This is a genomic window from Desulfovibrio simplex, from assembly GCF_055387835.1.
This window is the reverse complement of sequence record NZ_AP042377.1, coordinates 3,762,603-3,781,275: the sequence shown is the minus strand read 5'-3', so window position 1 is coordinate 3,781,275 and position 18,673 is coordinate 3,762,603. Positions and strand designations below refer to the sequence as shown.

General features: G+C 46.2%; 17 protein-coding genes. All 17 read left to right on the top strand.

What is annotated here, in order from left to right; genetic code table 11:
- The first annotated feature begins 5 nt into the window (after positions 1-5).
- The 17 genes from ACZ5DH_RS15400 to ACZ5DH_RS15320 all read left to right on the top strand — a co-directional run bounded on the left by ACZ5DH_RS15400 (position 6) and on the right by ACZ5DH_RS15320 (position 18,667).
- Positions 6-974 carry a thiamine pyrophosphate-dependent dehydrogenase E1 component subunit alpha gene (locus ACZ5DH_RS15400; RefSeq protein ID WP_464255112.1) on the top strand — a complete coding sequence of 323 codons (969 nt, stop codon included), beginning with the start codon at positions 6-8 and terminating at the stop codon, positions 972-974.
- A 3-nt stretch (positions 975-977) separates the two neighbouring features.
- A complete protein-coding gene (locus ACZ5DH_RS15395) occupies positions 978-2,015 on the top strand; it encodes an alpha-ketoacid dehydrogenase subunit beta (RefSeq protein WP_464255111.1) in 1,038 nt (345 codons plus the stop codon).
- 19 nt (positions 2,016-2,034) lie between these two features.
- On the top strand, positions 2,035-3,534 hold the full coding sequence (locus ACZ5DH_RS15390) for a B12-binding domain-containing radical SAM protein (RefSeq protein WP_464255110.1): 1,500 nt from the start codon (positions 2,035-2,037) through the stop codon (positions 3,532-3,534).
- Positions 3,524-4,747, top strand: a complete 1,224-nt coding sequence (locus tag ACZ5DH_RS15385; RefSeq protein ID WP_464255109.1) for an HAD-IIIA family hydrolase — start codon at positions 3,524-3,526, stop codon at positions 4,745-4,747. Before ACZ5DH_RS15390 ends, ACZ5DH_RS15385 begins: the two co-directional genes overlap by 11 nt.
- Positions 4,747-5,778 (top strand): GHMP family kinase ATP-binding protein, encoded by a 1,032-nt coding sequence (locus ACZ5DH_RS15380; RefSeq protein ID WP_464256575.1) that lies wholly within the window; start codon positions 4,747-4,749, stop codon positions 5,776-5,778. Before ACZ5DH_RS15385 ends, ACZ5DH_RS15380 begins: the two co-directional genes overlap by 1 nt.
- 2 nt (positions 5,779-5,780) lie before the next feature.
- Positions 5,781-7,613 (top strand): hypothetical protein, encoded by a 1,833-nt coding sequence (locus ACZ5DH_RS15375; protein WP_464255108.1) that lies wholly within the window; start codon positions 5,781-5,783, stop codon positions 7,611-7,613.
- Between the two features lie 108 nt (positions 7,614-7,721).
- Positions 7,722-9,005, top strand: a complete 1,284-nt coding sequence (locus tag ACZ5DH_RS15370; RefSeq protein ID WP_464255107.1) for a glycosyltransferase — start codon at positions 7,722-7,724, stop codon at positions 9,003-9,005.
- 165 nt (positions 9,006-9,170) lie between these two features.
- The gene (locus tag ACZ5DH_RS15365; RefSeq protein WP_464255106.1) at positions 9,171-10,076 is read left to right on the top strand and encodes a dTDP-4-dehydrorhamnose reductase family protein; all 906 of its coding nucleotides are present in this window, start codon (positions 9,171-9,173) and stop codon (positions 10,074-10,076) included.
- The gene (locus tag ACZ5DH_RS15360) at positions 10,057-11,127 is read left to right on the top strand and encodes a polysaccharide biosynthesis protein (RefSeq protein WP_464255105.1); all 1,071 of its coding nucleotides are present in this window, start codon (positions 10,057-10,059) and stop codon (positions 11,125-11,127) included. The genes ACZ5DH_RS15365 and ACZ5DH_RS15360 overlap by 20 nt, the downstream gene beginning before the upstream one ends.
- Positions 11,128-11,132: 5 nt before the next feature.
- Positions 11,133-12,203 (top strand): non-hydrolyzing UDP-N-acetylglucosamine 2-epimerase, encoded by a 1,071-nt coding sequence (gene wecB / locus ACZ5DH_RS15355; RefSeq protein WP_464256574.1) that lies wholly within the window; start codon positions 11,133-11,135, stop codon positions 12,201-12,203.
- Positions 12,200-13,165, top strand: a complete 966-nt coding sequence (locus tag ACZ5DH_RS15350) for a glycosyltransferase family 2 protein (protein ID WP_464255104.1) — start codon at positions 12,200-12,202, stop codon at positions 13,163-13,165. The genes wecB and ACZ5DH_RS15350 overlap by 4 nt, the downstream gene beginning before the upstream one ends.
- Positions 13,166-13,178: 13 nt before the next feature.
- Complete coding sequence (locus ACZ5DH_RS15345; RefSeq protein WP_464255103.1) at positions 13,179-14,000, top strand: glycosyltransferase family protein; 822 nt, start codon at positions 13,179-13,181, stop codon at positions 13,998-14,000.
- 18 nt (positions 14,001-14,018) lie between these two features.
- Positions 14,019-14,909 carry a glycosyltransferase family 2 protein gene (locus ACZ5DH_RS15340; protein WP_464255102.1) on the top strand — a complete coding sequence of 297 codons (891 nt, stop codon included), beginning with the start codon at positions 14,019-14,021 and terminating at the stop codon, positions 14,907-14,909.
- 36 nt (positions 14,910-14,945) lie between these two features.
- Positions 14,946-15,887 (top strand): methyltransferase domain-containing protein, encoded by a 942-nt coding sequence (locus tag ACZ5DH_RS15335; RefSeq protein ID WP_464255101.1) that lies wholly within the window; start codon positions 14,946-14,948, stop codon positions 15,885-15,887.
- Between the two features lie 2 nt (positions 15,888-15,889).
- Positions 15,890-17,122 (top strand): glycosyltransferase, encoded by a 1,233-nt coding sequence (locus tag ACZ5DH_RS15330; protein ID WP_464255100.1) that lies wholly within the window; start codon positions 15,890-15,892, stop codon positions 17,120-17,122.
- Positions 17,115-17,867: a hypothetical protein gene (locus tag ACZ5DH_RS15325; RefSeq protein WP_464255099.1), complete on the top strand. Its 753-nt coding sequence runs from the start codon at positions 17,115-17,117 to the stop codon at positions 17,865-17,867. The genes ACZ5DH_RS15330 and ACZ5DH_RS15325 overlap by 8 nt, the downstream gene beginning before the upstream one ends.
- The gene (locus tag ACZ5DH_RS15320; protein ID WP_464255098.1) at positions 17,864-18,667 is read left to right on the top strand and encodes a glycosyltransferase; all 804 of its coding nucleotides are present in this window, start codon (positions 17,864-17,866) and stop codon (positions 18,665-18,667) included. Before ACZ5DH_RS15325 ends, ACZ5DH_RS15320 begins: the two co-directional genes overlap by 4 nt.
- Positions 18,668-18,673 lie beyond the last annotated feature (6 nt).

Below are 18,673 nucleotides of genomic sequence, written 5' to 3'. Positions count from 1 at the left end.
GATATATGGATTCCAGCCATAGATTGAAAATGTTCAAGCAAATGCTGCGGATACGCCGTTTGCAAGAACGCATAGATGCTGAATACTTACAAGACAACATGCGCACACCTGTGCATCTTTGTATCGGGCAGGAAGCCATTGCAGTAGGGGTGTGCGCTGCCCTGCAAAAAGATGACGTTATCTCCAGTAATCATCGAGGGCATGGACACTACCTTGCAAAGGGTGGAGACATGTCTCGGTTGGTTGCAGAGCTGCATTGTCGCACCACAGGATGCTCCCATGGTTATGGTGGCTCCATGCACATAATCGATACAAGTGTTGGACATTTAGGGTCTTCATCGATTGTCGCAGGTGGTATTCCTATCGGAGCTGGTTATGGACTTGCCTTTCATATGCGTAAGGAACCGCGCGTAAGTGTGGTTTTTTTTGGTGATGGCGCTTCAGAAGAGGGTGTGTTCTATGAAAGTATCCACTTTGCAGTGCTAAAAAAGCTCCCTGTAGTCTTTATTCTCGAAAATAATAAATGGGCTGTTTGTTCTCCTTTAAAGCAACGAAAGAATGCACGTTCTGTCTTTCACACTGGCTATGATTCTGCGGCGCTTACATCATGGGAACTTGATGGAAATGACGTGGAATTGGTTCACAACGCAGCCCGCGATGCTGTGCAACGCGCACGCGATGGTGAGGGGCCAAGTTTCATAGAATGCCACACATATAGAATTTCTGGCCACGCTGGGTGCAAGGCTCAAGACCCCAAAGGGTACAGAGATGCCCTTGAAATTGAGGCATGGCAGAAGCTGTGTCCCTTAAGTAGGTACCGCACACAGTTGCAAGAGAGTGGTATCTTGGGCGCTGAAAGTCTGTGTCAAATTGAGGCGGAAATATCCAATGAAATTGACGGGGCCTTTGAATTTGCCTTGTCTTCCCCATTACCTGACCCTAAAGACGTTATGGGTACAGTCTACTGCGAGTAATATATGCCATGGAGTCGAATTAAAGCTGAGGCACATGAGCCTGGCTACGCGGTAACTGCTGTTGGACGCATGTTAAGCTGGGCCGATGCTACCCGTGAGGCATTGCATACTGCCCTGACCAACGACCCCTCTGTTTTTGTAATGGGACAGGGGGTTGATGATCCTTCAGGCATGTTTGGGTGCACCAAAAATTTACATGGCGAGTTTGGCTCAGACAGGGTTTTTGATACCCCCCTGGCTGAAACCGCCCTGACGGGTATTGCCGTAGGCGCAGCTCAATGTGGCATGCGCCCTGTGTACTTTCATAACAGGCCTGATTTCTTATATTTAGCTCTTGATCAATTAGCAAATCATGCGGCGAAATGGGCCTATATGTTTGATGGGCAGGTGCCTGTCCCCCTGGTTTTGTGGGCGTGTACGGGCAGAGGATGGGGATCAGCCGCGCAACATTCCCAGGCCTTACAAGGCATTTTTTTGCATATACCAGGGCTTAAGGTGGTTATGCCTGCCACCTGCTATGATGCCAAGGGGCTGATGTTATCTGCCATCAAGGATAATAATCCTGTCCTTATTTTAGATCACCGCTATAATTTCAAAAATATTGGTGTTGTTCCTCAAGAGCCATATCTTGTGCCTATCGGAGTAGGTGCTGTGCGACGCATCGGTGCAGATGTTACCATCGTCGCTACATCCCAAATGGTACAGGAAGCGTGGCAAGCAGCCTGTGAATTGGCAGAAGAAAATATTGATGTAGAAATTATTGATCTCCGTACGATCAAACCACTTGATACTGCTCTTATTCTTGAGTCACTACAAAAGACAGGCAGGCTCGTTGTTGCAGATACTGGTTGGCTTACCGGAGGTGTGACGGCTGAAATTGCCGCGCTTGCCGCAGGGCCAGGTTATAAGTATCTAAAAGCCCCTGTGCAACGTGTTGCAACTCCAGATGTGTCGACGCCATCTTCATATACACTGGAGCAAGGTTTTTATGTCGGCAAGGATGCAATCGTCGATGCTGTGCGCAGAGTACTGGCATATTAAAAATATTTTGAGATAATATATGAAAAAAATCGATGTATTACTTGTTCATCCAAGCAATAGGGTGGACACCTATCAGAGGCTTGGTAGTGAGTTTGCATCTGTGGAGCCCCCGGTGTGGGCGGGTATGCTCGCCACTTTTTTGCATAAAAAGGGGCTGGAGGTACGCATTCTTGATACCAACGCAGAAGGCTTGGGATATGCCGATGCCGCGGATATTGTAAAGCAAATTTCGCCAGTCCTTGTGGCAGTGGTTTGTTATGGGCAGCAGCCCTCCGCATCCACCCTGGTGATGCCAGGGGCTGGTCAACTGGTAATAAATATCAAAGAAATCATGCCTGAACAGCCGATACTTTTTATTGGAGGGCATGTAGCGGCATTGCCAGAACGAACACTGCAGGAAGAAGCGTGTGATTTTGTGTGCGATGGCGAGGGGCCGTACACTCTACATGAACTGGTTCTTGCGCTGAAATCACGCTCTCCTGATTTTTCAAAAGTTCGTGGATTGCTTTACAGGCATGACGGGCAAATTTTTCATAATGCCTCTGCCCCGCTGGTGATGGATTTGGACAATGAGATGCCGGGCGTTGCGTGGGATTTACTGCCTGTGGAAAAATATGTAGCCCATAATTGGCACTGCTTTGGGCGGCTTGACTCAAGAAACTCTTACTCTTCAATATATACGTCTTTAGGTTGCCCTTTTAGTTGCGATTTTTGCTGTATTCACGCACCGTTCAAGCATGGACAAGATGTTTTAGGGTTAAAAAATAAGAGTGCCTATCGCCTGTTTTCACCGACATCTGTCCTTGATCAACTGGATATATTGGTTAACAAGTATGGCATCACAAACATAAAGTTTGCTGATGAGCTTTTTGTCTACAATACAGCGCATGTAAAAAGCATCTGTGAACAAATAGTATCCAAAGGTTATGACTTAAACATATGGGCGTATGTTCGCGTTGATACTTGGACGCATGAAATGCTAGAGCTCATGCGTAAAGCAGGAATTCGCTGGCTAGCGCCAGGCATAGAATCTGGAAGTCAGCGAGTCCGGGCGGATATGCACAAAAATTTCAAACAAGATAAAGCCGTTATGGCAATAGAAGCCTTCAGACAGCATGAAATACATACTATCGGAAACTTTTTAGTGGGACTTCCTGAAGATGACCTTTGCACAATGCGGGAAACCCTGGATTTTGCAAAAGAATTGAATTGTGAGTTTTTCAATTTTTATTGCGCCATGGCCTACCCAGGATCAAAATTGTATCAGCGTGCTATAGGTGAGAATCTGTCCTTGCCTGCAACATGGAATGGCTATTCTCAGCATGCTTACGATACCTTGCCCTTGCCTACAAAATACATCTCCGGACAAGAAGTCCTTAAGTTCCGTGATGCTGGGTGGTTAGAGTATTTTACTAATCCCACATATCTGCAGATGATAGAACAAAAATTTGGAGCGTCAACAAAGGAACACATTGAACGCATGACAAGCTATACCCTTCCTCGAAAATATGTCTCTTAAAAAACAATGCGCGATCCTCATCGGGGGCCAAGGCACACGCCTTGGCTCCCTTGTGCATGATACCCCAAAGCCTATGCTTGAGGTGGATGGGTATCCTTTTGTTGTGCATATTATAAAACAGTTGACCCGTTTTGGATTTAAAGATTTTATTTTACTCACAGGATACAGAGGAGAAGTTGTTGAGGCATATTTTGGCGATGGCAGTGTTGCAAAAAAGCTGGGAGTCTCCATACGCTGCTGTAGAGAAGAGTACCCCCTGGGCACGGGTGGCGCAATTCTTCATGCCAAGGAGCTGCTTGCACGAGAATTTTTACTGTGTAACGGTGATTCATATTTTGAATGCAATGTACAGCGCCTTGTGCTCCCTTTTGCCGGCAATGCTTCTCTGGGACGTATATCATTGCGCCATATCGTGCATAACACCCGCTATGGATCTGTGCGCGTTGCAGATGGACGAGTTCTTGCGTTTAATGAAAGGGACGAAAGTAACACTGCAGGTTTAATGAACGCTGGTCTGTACTATCTGAAGCGAGAAATTATTCAGTGTATTCCTGAAAATAGACCATCATCTTTGGAGCGGGATATTTTTCCTGATCTTGCTGAAAAAAAAGTTTTGGAATACACGGAGTTTCCTGAAAGCTACTTTATAGACATCGGCATTGTTGATGATTTGGCGCGTGTGCGCCATGAATGGGTGAAAAAAATAACCCGCCCAGCAATTTTTTTTGACAGAGACGGTGTGCTCAATGTAGACGCGGGCTACACCCATCGGCGCGAAGACTTTTGCTGGCTCGGGGATGCGCGCGAAGCCATACTCTACGCCAATGACCACGGGTATAACGTTTTTGTGGTGACCAATCAGGCAGGCATTGCCCGCGGCTACTATACTGAAAAAGATGTGCATCAGCTTCACCAGCATATGCAACAGGAATTGTCCGTCATCGGCGCACACATAGATGATTTTGCCTTTTGCCCGCACCATCCTGAGGGAATCGTGCCAGGCCTAAACACAGCCTGCCCTTGCCGCAAGCCTGAAAATGGAATGATTGAACGTTTACTTGCCAAATGGCCCACAAACAGAACGCGTAGTTTGCTTGTGGGTGATAAACAAAGCGATGTGGCAGCTGGGGAAAAAAGCCTGTTAACTACGCATCTTTTTACTGCGGAAGAAAGTCTTTACTCCATTGTTCGTACACACATCGAGAAACATTGATGATAATTACCAGAACTCCTTATCGTGTATCTTTTTTTGGCGGGGGTACCGACTTTCCTGCGCATTATTCCGAGCACGGTGGGGCTGTTATCAGCAGCACCATCAACCGTTATTCTTACATTCATTGCCGCCACCTTCCTCCATATTTTGACCATAAATACCGTATCCGCTACTTTCAGACAGAGCGTGTGAGCAGTGTTGCCGACATCCAGCACCCCTCGGTGCGAGAGTGTATACGTTTTCTCGATTATAAATATCCGCTGGAGATTCTTCATTCAGGTGACATACCCGCCATGTCCGGCATCGGCTCCAGTTCCTCCTTTACCGTTGGACTGCTCATGGCATTGTACGGTCTACAAGGGCGCATGGTGACTAAGAGAGAATTGGCAGAGCATGCAATAATTGTGGAGCAGGAGCGTATTAGGGAAAATGTGGGATCGCAGGATCAGTATGCGGCAGCCTTTGGCGGATTTAATCGTATCGATTTTGGTAGGGGAAAACAGATTATGATAAATCCTCTGTTTATACCCAAAGAGAATCTGGATTACCTGCAAGATAATCTGCTGTTTTGTTTTAGTGGTATTGCACGCATGTCCTCTGAGATTCAGGCCGAACATAAAAAAAATCTTCCGTTGATGGTGTCACAGCTTAAAGAAATGCATCATATGGTCGACGAAGCGCAAAGCCTTTTGGGGCAGGGCGAAAAAGGTATCGATGCCTTCGGCTCTCTATTGCATGAGGCTTGGAAATTAAAAAAGAGTTTTTCTAAAAAAGTCTCCACCGAGGTTTTGGATGTTATCTACAAACGCGCCATGGACGCAGGCGCCAGCGGAGGCAAAGTTTGTGGCGCGGGGGGCGGTGGCTTCATGATGTTCTATGTACGCCCCGAGTATAGAGAGCGTGTAAAAAATGCGCTGCAGGGCATGCTCATCGTGCCCATACGCTTAGAGCATCTTGGTGCCCATGTGGTCTTTTTTGCACATGAAGATTACACAGTATTTCCTGAAAAAATAGCTGATTCCAGGGATTAATCGTGCAAAGTACGAATATATTGCTTTCACAGGTGGTAGTTGGCAGAAATGACAATTACCTTGGAAATTTCAAGCAACGCCTTGAAATGACAATTAATTACAATGCAGCGAGTGTCGCGGAGGCGGGTTTTTTAGATCGCTATGAGATGTTGGTCGTAGACTGGAATAGTGATACCCCTTTGCGCGAAGCATTAAATCTCAATAAATTTGCCCTGCAGTGCGTCAAGTTTCTTGAAGTAACACCAGAGATAATTGCAACCCATATTGGTAAAGGGCCTATCGTTGATATTTCAAGGGGATTTAACGTAGGTGCCCGTCGTGCAGAAGGCGCTATGGTTATGGTGGGGCCTGCTGATGTCCTTATACCTGCCCCAGCAATGCGAGCTTTCTTTCATCTTCTGCAATTGGGCACTTACTGTGGTGTAGATATTAAAAATTGTTATATGGGATTAGAACGTTTTCTTATTCCATGGCAAGCGGCGGAACGGCTTACACTGGATAATCTGGAGCGCTATTTGCTGTTGCACACTCCGGGGATGCGTCTCGAAACAAGAGTGCCCGGAGTTTCCGCTGGGGAGGGGGCTCATATTGTATCACGTGAAAAATTGCTAGCGTTGCATGGGTTTAATGAACAGATTGGCGGATGGGGAGCGCAGGATATAGAAATTTCTTTGCGCGTTATGCAGCGTGGCCCACTGCTCAAGCTGACGCACGCCGGTATTTTTTGTTATGATTTGCAGCAGCCTCCTATGGCAAGAGCTGCCATTCAGCCCGAGAAGCGGCCGCTCACTCTTCCTGAAAGTGCAAATGATGAAAACTGGGGACTAGGAAACGTAGAAATTCATAAAGTCCCTGCTGTGGCGTGCCCTCATGTGGACAACTCGCCAGAGGTGAAATCTGCTCCATACGACAGAAGCATGGCAATTGAAAGTAACGCTAGCGATCGGAAAATGCGCTATGCTGTTATGTTGATGAATTATTTTTGTTCGAATTTTCCAGAGCAAAAAAAAATAGTTGACTGCGCGTATCGCTACATGGCTCACGCCAACTGCTTGGACGGTTATCTGCATGCAAAACTCTATTCTGTTGCCACGCGGTTCATTTTTCAAAATCTGATCCATCAGTGGTGCAAGAGTGATAAAAATGCCGGGTATCAGCTTACTGAGTGGTTTGGCGAGAAAGGAGATCTGCAGGAGTATCTGTTTTTTGCCATGAAACAAGGATTACAGCATAACCGGAAGCCGTGGGATGCTGGAGCCGCGCAATCACTAATTGCCATTATTGCCACCTTGGGAAAGCAGCGTCCTCAACGCTTTTTGTATGCGCCTAGTCGCGAACTCTATATAGCAAGGGCCGCGACCTTCACAGATCCCACGCTGGAAATTACAAGCTATGATCATTGTAGTAATCTCTCGGAGGCCGTTGGTTCTGTCACTGGAGATCTCGTTCCCAGTAGCCTCCTTGGCCATGCCAACGCATCAGTAGGCGAAGCACAGCGGGTGTATGAACGCTTTAAGTGGTTACATTGCGCAGGCTTTCAAGGCCACTACCACTCGCAAACAGGAGAGATGGAAACAGCCTTTGAGCGGATCAAAAATAGCGCTTTCATTGGAGAGCCCTATCAGTCCGTGTATCTTGATCTTGACTTTTTATCTAAAATTTCAGGATCGTTATGCGAAAAACTGCGACCACTGCTTTGTGTGGAGTGTACGATTATTTGCAAAGGTACATCGAAGCGACTTGAAGTTGCGACACACGCACTGCAAGTTGAAGGATTTACTCTTGTTGGGAAACTGCCAAGCGTAGCCATATTACACCGTGCGGAACTATCTTAACAGAGATATTATGAAATTATAATGGCGATTACCCTAGTTGCATTCTTGGCTGTATGCGCACATTAATACCACATCAGGCAAGCACAGGCATACAATTGGGAGTTTTTTGTGAATGTATTGCTTGTAGGCGATAACGATGTATTTTGTGCTTCTTTTGGTGGGCACAACTTGCATAACTATTTACGCGATGCTGGCCTTGAGGCCAATCATCTTGTTGTAGACAAGCTGTCTCATGATGTGTTTACCTATGTTTTCACTCAAGGGCATAGCAATATTGCTGTCGAATTGCTGAAGAGCAAGCTGCTTATTGAGGCAGACATTGTTCACCTTCACCTTATTCATAACACCACATTTGATATCAACTACTTGCCATTGTTAGCATCGTTAAAGCCTGTGGTTATAACCCTTCACGATTCCTTTTTTATGGGGGGGCATTGCATCCACCACTTTGATTGCAACAAATGGCAGTCACAATGCTTTGATTGTGAATACTTGGAGGTACCTTTTTGTATAGGGCAGGACGACACTGCTTTAAGCTTTTTACAAAAAAAATTGGCTATCGAAAATTCAAATATTTGTGCCATTGTCGCATCTCACTGGATGTACGAAAAAGCCTCCCTGTCTCCCATATGGAAGAATAAAACGATTTTTCACCTGCCTTTTGGTGTTGATCAGCAGGTGTTTTGCCCAAAAGACAAGCTAGAAGCCAAAAAAAATCTTGGTATATCACCAGATTCGTTTGTGATTATGGTTCGCGCACAAAATACACCTTTCAAAGGCCTGGATCTGGTAAAGGAGGCCCTTGGGGCTCTGTCCGCGCAAAAAAAAATAACGATCATTACTGTAGCTGAAAAGGGACTGCTTGCAGAGTTCGCCACTCAATATGCTGTGCTGGATTTTGGCTGGGTTTGCGAACAGGCGAAGCTTGCGGAACTTTATCAGGCTTGCGATGTACTTCTCATGCCTTCCCGACAAGAAGCCTTCGGAATGATGGCCATTGAGGCCATGAGCTGTGCTGCGTGTGTCCTTGCGCTGGATACCGGGGGTTCTGCCCTCAAAACTGTCATTAACGCACCCGAATGTGGCATTGCTGCCAGCCGTGATGACCTTGCAAAAACATTACAAGGCTTGGTAGATGACCCCGCTCTAGGTCAACAGTACGGGGTAAAAGCATTAAAGTACGCTAAAGCCCATTATGGAAAAGACATCTACGTAAAGGGAATGATAGGGATATATACAAAGGTTGTTGCACAGAGCAGGCCTGATGTGAATGCAACGGTGGTAATTTCGCAAATCTCCAAGCACTGTGCAGAGGAGCCATCGCTGACAATTAAGAAAAAAAACATCAAAAATCGGCTTTGCAGCTTTTTGAGTAAATTTAGGTTTGGCTAACTCGAGAACATCCTGATAGAGGCAGGCATCATATTAACCATATGGACATAATTGATATATTTCCTTCTCAGGGCTCTTGCCAGCTTAAAATCCCAGAATAAAATTCAGCTATTTTCATTGCTGAATAGATCGTGCAGGTATACAAAAAATCTATCAGGTAAAAACATGAGAATTCTAATTCTTGGTGCCTCAGGAATGCTGGGCAATTTGCTCATGCATGAGCTGACAGCAACCACCCCCTATACCATCATAGGCACTGTACGACGAAAGCAACAGTTGATGAGCGAATATCCTAGCCACTTATTGCCTTTGCTCATAGACGGGGTGTCTGCTGACGACTTTCTAACAGTGCGAAATGCTGTTATGGATTCTGCCCCTGATATTATTATTAACTGCATAGGGCTTATCCGACAGCTTCCCGAAGGCCGTGAGCCTCTTCCGTGCATAGAAATAAATGCCCGCTTTCCACACTTGCTTTTATCGCTTTGCAAAGAACGGCATATCCGCCTTATCCACTACAGCACAGACTGTGTTTTTGATGGCAGCAAAGGGTCTCCATATACAGAAGAAGATCCGCCAAGTGCTAAGGATATCTATGGCATGAGCAAATACCTGGGGGAAGTGCGTGAGGCGCCTGCCTTGACAATCCGCACGTCTATTATTGGGCATGAGCTGCGAAGTCACCATGGTCTGATAGAGTGGTTTTTGTCACAAAAAGGCCCTGTAAATGGCTATACTCAGGCTATCTACTCAGGTTTGCCTGTAACGGAACATGCAAGGGTTTTGCGTGACGTAATATTGCCTGCACCAGAACTTACTGGCTTATACCAGGTCGCGGGCAAGCCCATATCAAAGTATACTTTGCTCTCGCTTGTAGGTAAGATTTACGGAAAATCGACTTCCGTAATCCCTGTTGGCGGATTTGGTGAAAATAAAGCCATGAGCGGCGATGCGTTTAGGCGCGCCACAGGGTATGCTCCGCCGGATTGGGAGCAACTTATTTATGATATGTACCGCAGCCACCATCAAAGGATGAAGGAATCACATTCTCATGAAACCGTTTCAAAATAAACACATCGTCATCACAGGTGGGACAGGCTCCCTTGGCAAAACGCTTGTACACCATCTTCTTGCCGGAACTTACGGTGTTCCCAAAAAGATTATCGTTTTTTCGCGAGACGAAGCCAAGCAGCACTACATGCGCGTGGCCTACTCAACGGTTAAAAATCCTACAGACGAGATAATTTACGACAATTTTCGCCGCCTTCTGGAATTTCGGATTGGTGATGTGCGCAACTATGCCTCCATCTGTTCCGTGCTTCGCGATGCCAATATTGTCATCAACGGCGCGGCGTTGAAGCAGGTACCGTCGTGTGAGTATTTTCCCGTTGAAGCTTCCCTGACCAACGTTATCGGCGCGGGCAACATTGTGCGTGCCATCAGTGAAAATGCACTGCCTGTGGAAGCCGTTGTCGGCGTTTCTACTGACAAGGCCTGCCTGCCGGTCAATGCCATGGGAATGACAAAAGCTCTGCAAGAACGAGTGGTTATCGCTGCCAACGTAACAAACCCCAATACCAACTTTATCTGTGTGCGGTACGGCAACGTGCTTGCGTCGCGTGGTTCGGTCATTCCTTTGTTTCACGAGCAGATACTTGCTGGTGGGCCCGTCACCATAACCACCACAGACATGACCCGCTTTCTGTTGCCGCTTTCACACGCAGTTACCACCATTGCCACTGCCATCGCTGGTGCCGCTCCGGGCGAAACATATGTGCCTAAAATCGCCGCAGCCAATATCACTGATATAGCCAAGGCCCTTATTGGTGACCGCAATATTCCCATCAAGGTCATTGGCATTCGCCCAGGCGAAAAAATTCATGAACTGATGATTGCACCCGAAGAAGGTGTGCGCGCCTATGCTCGCGGCGACTTCTACGCAATCAAACCTATGCTGCCAGAACTGGCATCCCTCAGGGTAGAAAAAGACGAGCCTCTTGGCCGCCCTTATGGTTCCAATGACGACGTAATGGATTACGCGGGTACCTTGGCCTTGCTGAAAAAGCACAAGCTCATGGTTGGTGATGTGCGTGAAGGGGCCGACGAGGAGATGCTGTCGTGAAAATAATGACCGTGCTCGGCACAAGGCCAGAGATAATCCGGCTTGCACGCATTATTCCTCTGCTGGATTCGTTGTGCGAGCATGTACTCGTTTTTACAGGGCAAAACTACGACCCACGGCTGAGCACCCTCTTTTTTGATGATCTGGGGCTGCGTAGCGCAAACTACTCCTTTGATACCCGTGCGGACTCAACATGGGGGCAGATTGGCAATATTCTCCGTGAGACGGATGCCGTGCTGCAAAAGGAGCGCCCGGATCGTTTTCTGGTTTTGGGTGACACCAACTCGGCGCTAACAGCCATGGTGGCCAAACGCCAGGGCGTATCCGTATATCATATGGAGGCTGGCAACCGCTGCTTTGACGACCGTGTTCCCGAAGAAATAAACCGCCGTGCCATTGACAGCGCCAGCGACGTATTGCTGCCCTATACAAACCGTAGCCGAGACCATCTGCTGCGCGAGGGCGTTGCGCCCAACAGAATATATGTCACGGGTAATCCTATCAAAGAAGTAATGGATTTTTACGCGCCCCAGATTGAGTCAAGTTCCATACTCGAAAGTCTGCGTGTAAAGCAGGGTGAGTACTTTCTGGTTACCCTGCACCGTGCGGAAAATGTGGACGTGCCGGAAAGACTGGCATCATTCATGGCTGTTTTTGGCGCGATTGCCTCGCAGTATGATCAGCCCGTGCTCCTTTCGCTGCATCCGCGTACACGCGCCCGCTTGCGAGAGTTGAAAGTTGTGGTGCCAGAAGGGGTCGTGTTTATAGAACCTCCGGGTTTTTTTGACTTTGTTCGTCTGGAGCAAAGTGCTAGGGCTTTGCTTTCTGACAGTGGCACTGTGCAGGAAGAAGGCTGCATCATGGGAGTGCCTACCGTAACGTTGCGCGACGTGACTGAACGGCCCGAAACCCTTGAATGCGGCAGCAATATACTAAGTGGATGCTCTGAGCAAGAAATTTTGAAGTGCCTTGCCATGGTGCTCAACCGTGCTGCCACCTGGAAGTCTCCGGTCGAATACCTTGAGCCCGAGGTCAGCAGAATTGTTGCCAATATCGTGTTGGGGTACAGGCTGTGAGCGACTTTCACCCGCTGGTTTCCATTGTCATTCCTGTGTATAACGGGTCTAATTATATGCGGGAGGCTATTGATTCGGCACTTGCGCAAACCTACGACAACTGCGAAGTACTCGTCATCAACGATGGCTCGACCGATAATGGAGAAACAGAACGCATTGCCCTGTCCTATGGTGATAAAATTCGCTATTTTTCCAAGAATAATGGTGGGGTAGCCACGGCCTTGAATCTGGGAATCCGCGAAATGCGCGGAGAATACTTTTCTTGGCTTTCTCACGACGATGTGTATCTGCCCAAAAAGGTGGAGGCGCAAGTCACGACTCTGCGTGGCCTGCAAGATAAAGAGTCTTTAGTTTTTTGCGACATAACCTACATAAACGCCAAAGGCGAAAAGTTATACAGTTTACACGTACCCAAAGAAATTACCAAAAGTCCATTCTGTTTTCTGTTTGAGAGCGGTGGGATGCACGGCTGTGCGCTTTTAATTCCTCGAACAACGCTCTTGGCAGCAGGATTGTTTCCAGAGCAGTTTCCCACAACGCAGGACTATGAACTATGGTTTACGTTGGGCCGTATGCTGCCCTTTGTGCCGTGCGAAGGCTGTTATGTGCTTTCAAGAAACCACGACGAGCAAGGCTCTGTCACCATAGCCCATCATCAAGATGAAATTATTGATTTACACAAAAGAAATGTAGAAAGTTATTTTTTGTATAAAGGGCATGAATTGGGTTCTGAAGAAAAAGCTTTATATCATCTGCTACACCAGTGGATAAAAGCAAAAAATTGGACCTTCATCCAAAATGTATTTTTTTCTGCTCCACCAATGAAAAACACATGGGCTTCAGTGAAGTTTCATATTCTCTATGCCGTGGGCGCATTGCGCGAACTTTCCCCAGATTTACGAGCCAACGCCGGGCATGTAAAGCATATTGCAAAGTATTTTTGTAGAAAAATCTGGAAGTAAAACTTTGAGTCACATGGATATGAAGAATAGAAATAATCTATCAACTGTGCCGATTTTCATTATATCGTACAACCGTGTTGCATGTCTCAAAGATCTCATTGCATGGCTAAAGAATGCAAAATATGAAAACATTATTATTGTAGATAACGCCTCTACCTATCCTCCACTTATCGAATTTTTGAAAAAAACCTCGTGTAAAGTTGAGTATCTCCCCTCAAATATGGGACACCTTGCTGTATGGAAGTGTGGGCGGTTCGACGATATACTCAAGAAACAATATTATGTAGTCACGGACTGTGATGTGGTTCCAGATAAGGATTGCCCCTTTGATATCGTAGAACACTGTTACCAGCTCTTGAAAGAACTCCCCTCACTCACCAAGGTGGGTCCTTCCTTACGCATTGATAATCTTCCTGATTCATTTGCCAAAAAGCAGCAGGTGGTAGAGTGGGAGTCGCAGTTTTGGAGCGAAACCATTGACAGCTTGCCTCTATATAAAGCGCCCATTGACACCACATTTGCCTTATATCGCCCAGACATTTACCCGGAAAATAGAAAGTGGTTTGCCTCCGGGCGAACATTTCCCCCTTATCAGGCATGTCATCTGCCATGGTATGATGACACACAAAATCCTACTGAAGAGACGCAACATTATCAGCAAAAGGTTCTTCTCGGCTCATCACATTGGCTCACGCCTGAAGCCTTATTGCGAGATGAAAATGCCAAACTCCGCCAGCAGGTTTTGATGATGCAAAGGGATTTTGCTTTTGCCAAACTGCATTGGACAGCCCAGATACTTTATGGTTTGAAAGTTTTATGTAGAAAAATTTTTTAAGCGGTCATGATACACAAGATGAAGATTTCTGTTTGCATACCTTGCTATAATAATCCTGTGGGAGCGTTACGCGCTGTCACAAGCGTTGCGGAACAACTCTTTGACGATTTTGAATGTATTATTACCGATGACTCTACGGACAACGGCGTTGAGCAGGCGATTGCACCCTTTTTAAAAGACGAGCGTTTTAAATACATCCGCAATACGCCAGCCCTTGGTACCCCAGCCAACTGGAACAAAGCAATCCGTGAAAGCAGCGGAGCGCTCATCAAGATTTTGCACCATGATGATTGGCTAAGCACACCAGAGAGTCTGGCAATATTTCATACTTTTGCTGTCAGTAATCCTGACTATGGCTTTTTTGCCAGTGCAAGAAATCATTATGATGCGAGAACGAACGCCCTTGAACTGATGGTTACAGATGGCCGCCTGATTGGCGCAATGAATAAAGACAGGTTTTTTTCCTTTGCAGAAAACTTTATTGGTGTACCCAGTGTAACATTATTTCGCCGCGATTTTTTTCAATATTATGATGAAAGGCTGAAGTTTCTTGTGGATGTTGAGCAATATATGGCAGTTTTGGCCAACACAAAGCTTTTTTATATTAAAGACCCCTTAGTCAATGTTACCATTCATGGCCCAACACAAGTGACCCGGCAATGTGAATACAACATTGACGTACAATTACGCGAAGGACTTATGCTGGCTGAGAAATTGTGGGGGAAAAACATACCCATATCAGCCATGATGAAGCTGACATATATCCTTTCCCATCTCATTTTCTCTTGTTTTTCACAGTTCACAACATCCTTACGCTCACGTTACCTCTTTGCAGCAGTCTTTGCCGTACAGTTTATCCGCTTATCCTTGAGTTGCGGGATGAAAAAAATTTTTGGGTGTAAAAAATAGAAAGATTTTCAGCATGCGTATCTCTGGAGCGACAACATGACCGACAGAACTGATTTTCTCAGAAAATTAGTGGGCACGTCAGGTGTTGGCCTGGAAATTGGCCCTAGCTACAATCCTGTATTCCCAAAAAAAGATTTCAACAATGTGAAATCGCTGGATCTGCTCTCTAAGGAAAAGTTAAGAGCCAAATACGCGTGTGATGACAAGGTTAATCTGGATAATATTGAGGATGTTGATTTTGTTTGGCATGGAGAAACATACGTAGATTTGGTTGGTGAAGATCGGTTCGACTGGATATTTGCCTCACATGTTATCGAGCATGTACCAGACTTTATTTCTTTCTTTAACGATATATCACAGATAATAAAAGAAAATGGATCTATTGTGCTTGTTGTTCCTGATAGAAGATATACTTTTGATGCGTACAGGCCACAATCTAGCTTGTCCTCAATAATTGATGCACATTCATCACGAAGGAATGAACCTTCCTTTGGCATGAAAATTGAAAATAATTTTTTTTGCTGCACTTCTAATGAAGACGAATCAAGAGTTAAAAAATTTTTGCTGCCTAGAAAGCCTCGCGGAAATATTAAAAATACGCTGAATTATATTAATGAATTCGAGGGCTACATGGATGTCCATGCCTGGGTATTTACTCCCAACCATTTCAGGTTGTTAATAGAGTCGCTCTTTCTGGCAAATTTCATAGAATTTCGAGAAAAATATTTTCATGATACAGTTAACGATGAATTTTTTATTGTACTAAGCAAAAATGCTTCCGGGCCAGACAGCATGGATATGCTATTTCAAAAATCACTGGCAGAGGCCGGCAGCGACTGGCAATACAAGCAGCGAATTATTACTGGATTGCGTGTATTTATTGCCGCGATTGACAGAAGATTTTTGGGGAATTCGCTACGGTGGGCATTTCGCAAAATTCAACAAGCGATACAGGTTGCCAGGCTTGGCAAAAAATAACTATGCATATTCTACACGTTGCCGCATCACTAGGGCCAGAGTCCGCTGCTGGTCGTTTATGCACAAGCCTGACTCGAGAGGGCTGTACTGTTTCCAGTCTTGGCATTGAGCCTCCTGCCTTCGATGACGGACATTTTTTCTCCAATTCGGCCTCACAAATACAATGGTGGCGACGCTTGGGGCGCATAGCACTGCACTTGCACCCACAGCGCAACACCGCCATGCCGTGGACGAGCCCCTGGTGCGCCTATTCACTCGATAAATGGGTTAAGAACTTGAACCCTGATGTCGTCCACATGCACTGGATAGCCGCATCTACAGTCAATCTGCCACGCTTGGCAGCCCTTTCCGTACCAATTGTTTGGACATTTCATGATATGTGGCCGTTGACCGCTGGCTGTCACTGCCCTTTGGATTGCGAACAATGGCAAAAACAATGCTCTACATGTCCACAGCTTGGTAAGGGCTTGATGGGATTTAATATGCCCCGGCTTGCTTGGAACTACAAAAAAGATGCATATCATAAGCTTAAGCATGTCTATGCCATTGGCCCCAGCCACTGGATGACAAAAATGGCGTCACTGAGTTCCCTGTGGCAAAAAAAAACATGTATCCACTTGGGCAACGCTCTTGATATAAACATTTTTGCACCTCAAAATAAAGTCGCCGCGCGCAGGCAGTGGGGCTTGCCAAATGATATGCCTATTCTACTTTTTGGCGCCACGTCATCCAAAATTCCTTACAAAGGGTTTGATTTACTTATAAAGGCTTTGCACGATCTCAAAACTCAAGAAAAAAAATTCCATCTCGCTATCTTTGGCGAGCATAACGAAGCAGACCTGCAGATTCCCTGTACTTGTGTGGGTTTTATTAGTGATCCGTCAAAATTGGCCTCTTTGTATTCCGCCGCAGATATATTTGTGGCCCCTTCTCGCCAAGACAACCTGCCCACAACCCTTATTGAAGCTTCAGCATGCGAGACCCCCTGCGTCGCTTTTGATATCGGGGGGGTTTCTGATATTGTTACACATAATCAGCACGGGTATCTTGCACCGCCTTTTGATGTAAAAGAACTCGCGCAGGGAATATCCTTGCTTTTAGACAACCTGACTTTGCGCAAACAATGGGGCAAGGCCGCCCGAAGTCATATTCTAACGCATTTTGAAAGCAGCCTCATTGCACGGCAACACATAGCTTTTTATGAGAAAATAATACGAAGAGCAAACCGTGACTAAAATAATTTCTTATTCACTTTGGGGAGATAATCCCAAATATACAGTGGGCGCTGTGATAAACGCTTATCAGGCCCGTGAGATTTACCCAGACTGGCAAGCACGTTTTTATTGTGCGCCCTCTGTGCCTAAAAAAATTATTTCACAACTCCAAGAAGCCCAGGCTGAAGTTTTCATTTCACCAGAATGCGATGGTGTTTATGGGCCATTTGTGCGCTTTTTTGCCCTTGATGATGATGGTGTTGAAAGAGTTATCTTTCGTGATACAGACTCACGTCTGACACAACGTGAAGCTGTTGCCGTTCAAGAATGGATAAACAGTACTCTTGCAGGGCACATAATGCGTGACCACCCTTGCCATGCCATGGTCATGTTAAGTGGCATGTGGGGATGCATGGGCGGCGTGCTGCCCAATATGAAGCAAGCATCTCAAAATTTTACGCCCAATGACGCCTATCTTGAAGACCAGTTGTTCTTGGCAAGACTTATTTATCCCTTGTTGCGTAAACAGGGTGTACTTATTCATGATGATTTCTTTGCTTATGAGCAGGATGCACGGCCGTTCACCTCAGCGCGCAAAGAATACGACTTTATTGGCGAAATATTCGATGCAAATGGACAACGCGGACCAGAATGGCAGCAACTCCAGCAAGTTGAGACATTGAGGGCCCAGCGTTTGCGCTTTAAGTTTCACCGGTTCAGACGTAAAATGCGTGAACGTATTTGGGGATATAATGGTTTTATATGAGCACACCTTTCTTCACCATTATCACAGCCACCTATAATGCCGCATCAACGCTGCCGCGCTTGCTGGAATCTCTTGTTGCGCAGACCTGTTGCGACTTTACCTGGGTGGTACAGGACGGCGGCAGCACCGATAGCACGCTTGCGGTCATCAAGGAATGGCAGGACAAACTACCTGCCATTTCCCTGGAAAGCATTCAAGACAAAGGCGTCTACGACGCATGGAACAGAGCGCTTGACAGGGAGCAAGGGAAGCTCGGACAGTGGGTGTTATTCATCGGCGCGGATGATATGCTCGCCGCTCCAGATGTGCTGGAAAAAAGCTTTGCCATAATATCGCAATCTGCTGAAACCCCCTGTTTTTGGGCAGCAGAACTGGAGCGTTTTAATACGCACGGAGGCAAGCAGGAACACATTTTCTGCCTTGATCTTAGCACCTTGGAAGATGTGCAAAAAACCTGTTCACGACATCTTCCCATGGGGCATGGGGCTTTGTTTCATGCGAGCAGTTTGTTTTTAGGACGATTTGACGCTCGTTTTCGTATTTGTGCAGACTATGATTTTGTGTACCGCGCCTTGAAAAGCAGCCCTCGTCTCAAGTCTTTACCCGTGGTGGTGACAAAAATGTTTGATGGAGGGCTATCATCTTCACCCAGTCAACGAATACGCGTCAGATATGAAGAACTGGTTGTTGCGTGGCGGTATGCGCCCAAAAAATATATTTTTAGCTTATGGCGCTGCAAAGCAATTTTTGGCTCAGTTTTCAGATACATGCAACACTATTTGACTAAATTAAAACATTGAGCACGC

Excerpts from the sequence above, each read along its gene's own strand:
- ACZ5DH_RS15400 (WP_464255112.1), top strand. The coding sequence starts at position 6 with ATGGATTCCAGCCATAGATTGAAAATGTTCAAGCAAATGCTGCGGATA.
- ACZ5DH_RS15395 (WP_464255111.1), top strand. The coding sequence starts at position 978 with ATGCCATGGAGTCGAATTAAAGCTGAGGCACATGAGCCTGGCTACGCG.
- ACZ5DH_RS15390 (WP_464255110.1), top strand. The coding sequence starts at position 2,035 with ATGAAAAAAATCGATGTATTACTTGTTCATCCAAGCAATAGGGTGGAC.
- ACZ5DH_RS15385 (WP_464255109.1), top strand. The coding sequence starts at position 3,524 with ATGTCTCTTAAAAAACAATGCGCGATCCTCATCGGGGGCCAAGGCACA.
- ACZ5DH_RS15380 (WP_464256575.1), top strand. The coding sequence starts at position 4,747 with ATGATAATTACCAGAACTCCTTATCGTGTATCTTTTTTTGGCGGGGGT.
- ACZ5DH_RS15365 (WP_464255106.1), top strand. The coding sequence starts at position 9,171 with ATGAGAATTCTAATTCTTGGTGCCTCAGGAATGCTGGGCAATTTGCTC.
- ACZ5DH_RS15360 (WP_464255105.1), top strand. The coding sequence starts at position 10,057 with ATGAAACCGTTTCAAAATAAACACATCGTCATCACAGGTGGGACAGGC.
- wecB (WP_464256574.1), top strand. The coding sequence starts at position 11,133 with ATGACCGTGCTCGGCACAAGGCCAGAGATAATCCGGCTTGCACGCATT.
- ACZ5DH_RS15345 (WP_464255103.1), top strand. The coding sequence starts at position 13,179 with ATGGATATGAAGAATAGAAATAATCTATCAACTGTGCCGATTTTCATT.
- ACZ5DH_RS15340 (WP_464255102.1), top strand. The coding sequence starts at position 14,019 with ATGAAGATTTCTGTTTGCATACCTTGCTATAATAATCCTGTGGGAGCG.
- ACZ5DH_RS15335 (WP_464255101.1), top strand. The coding sequence starts at position 14,946 with ATGACCGACAGAACTGATTTTCTCAGAAAATTAGTGGGCACGTCAGGT.
- ACZ5DH_RS15330 (WP_464255100.1), top strand. The coding sequence starts at position 15,890 with ATGCATATTCTACACGTTGCCGCATCACTAGGGCCAGAGTCCGCTGCT.
- ACZ5DH_RS15320 (WP_464255098.1), top strand. The coding sequence starts at position 17,864 with ATGAGCACACCTTTCTTCACCATTATCACAGCCACCTATAATGCCGCA.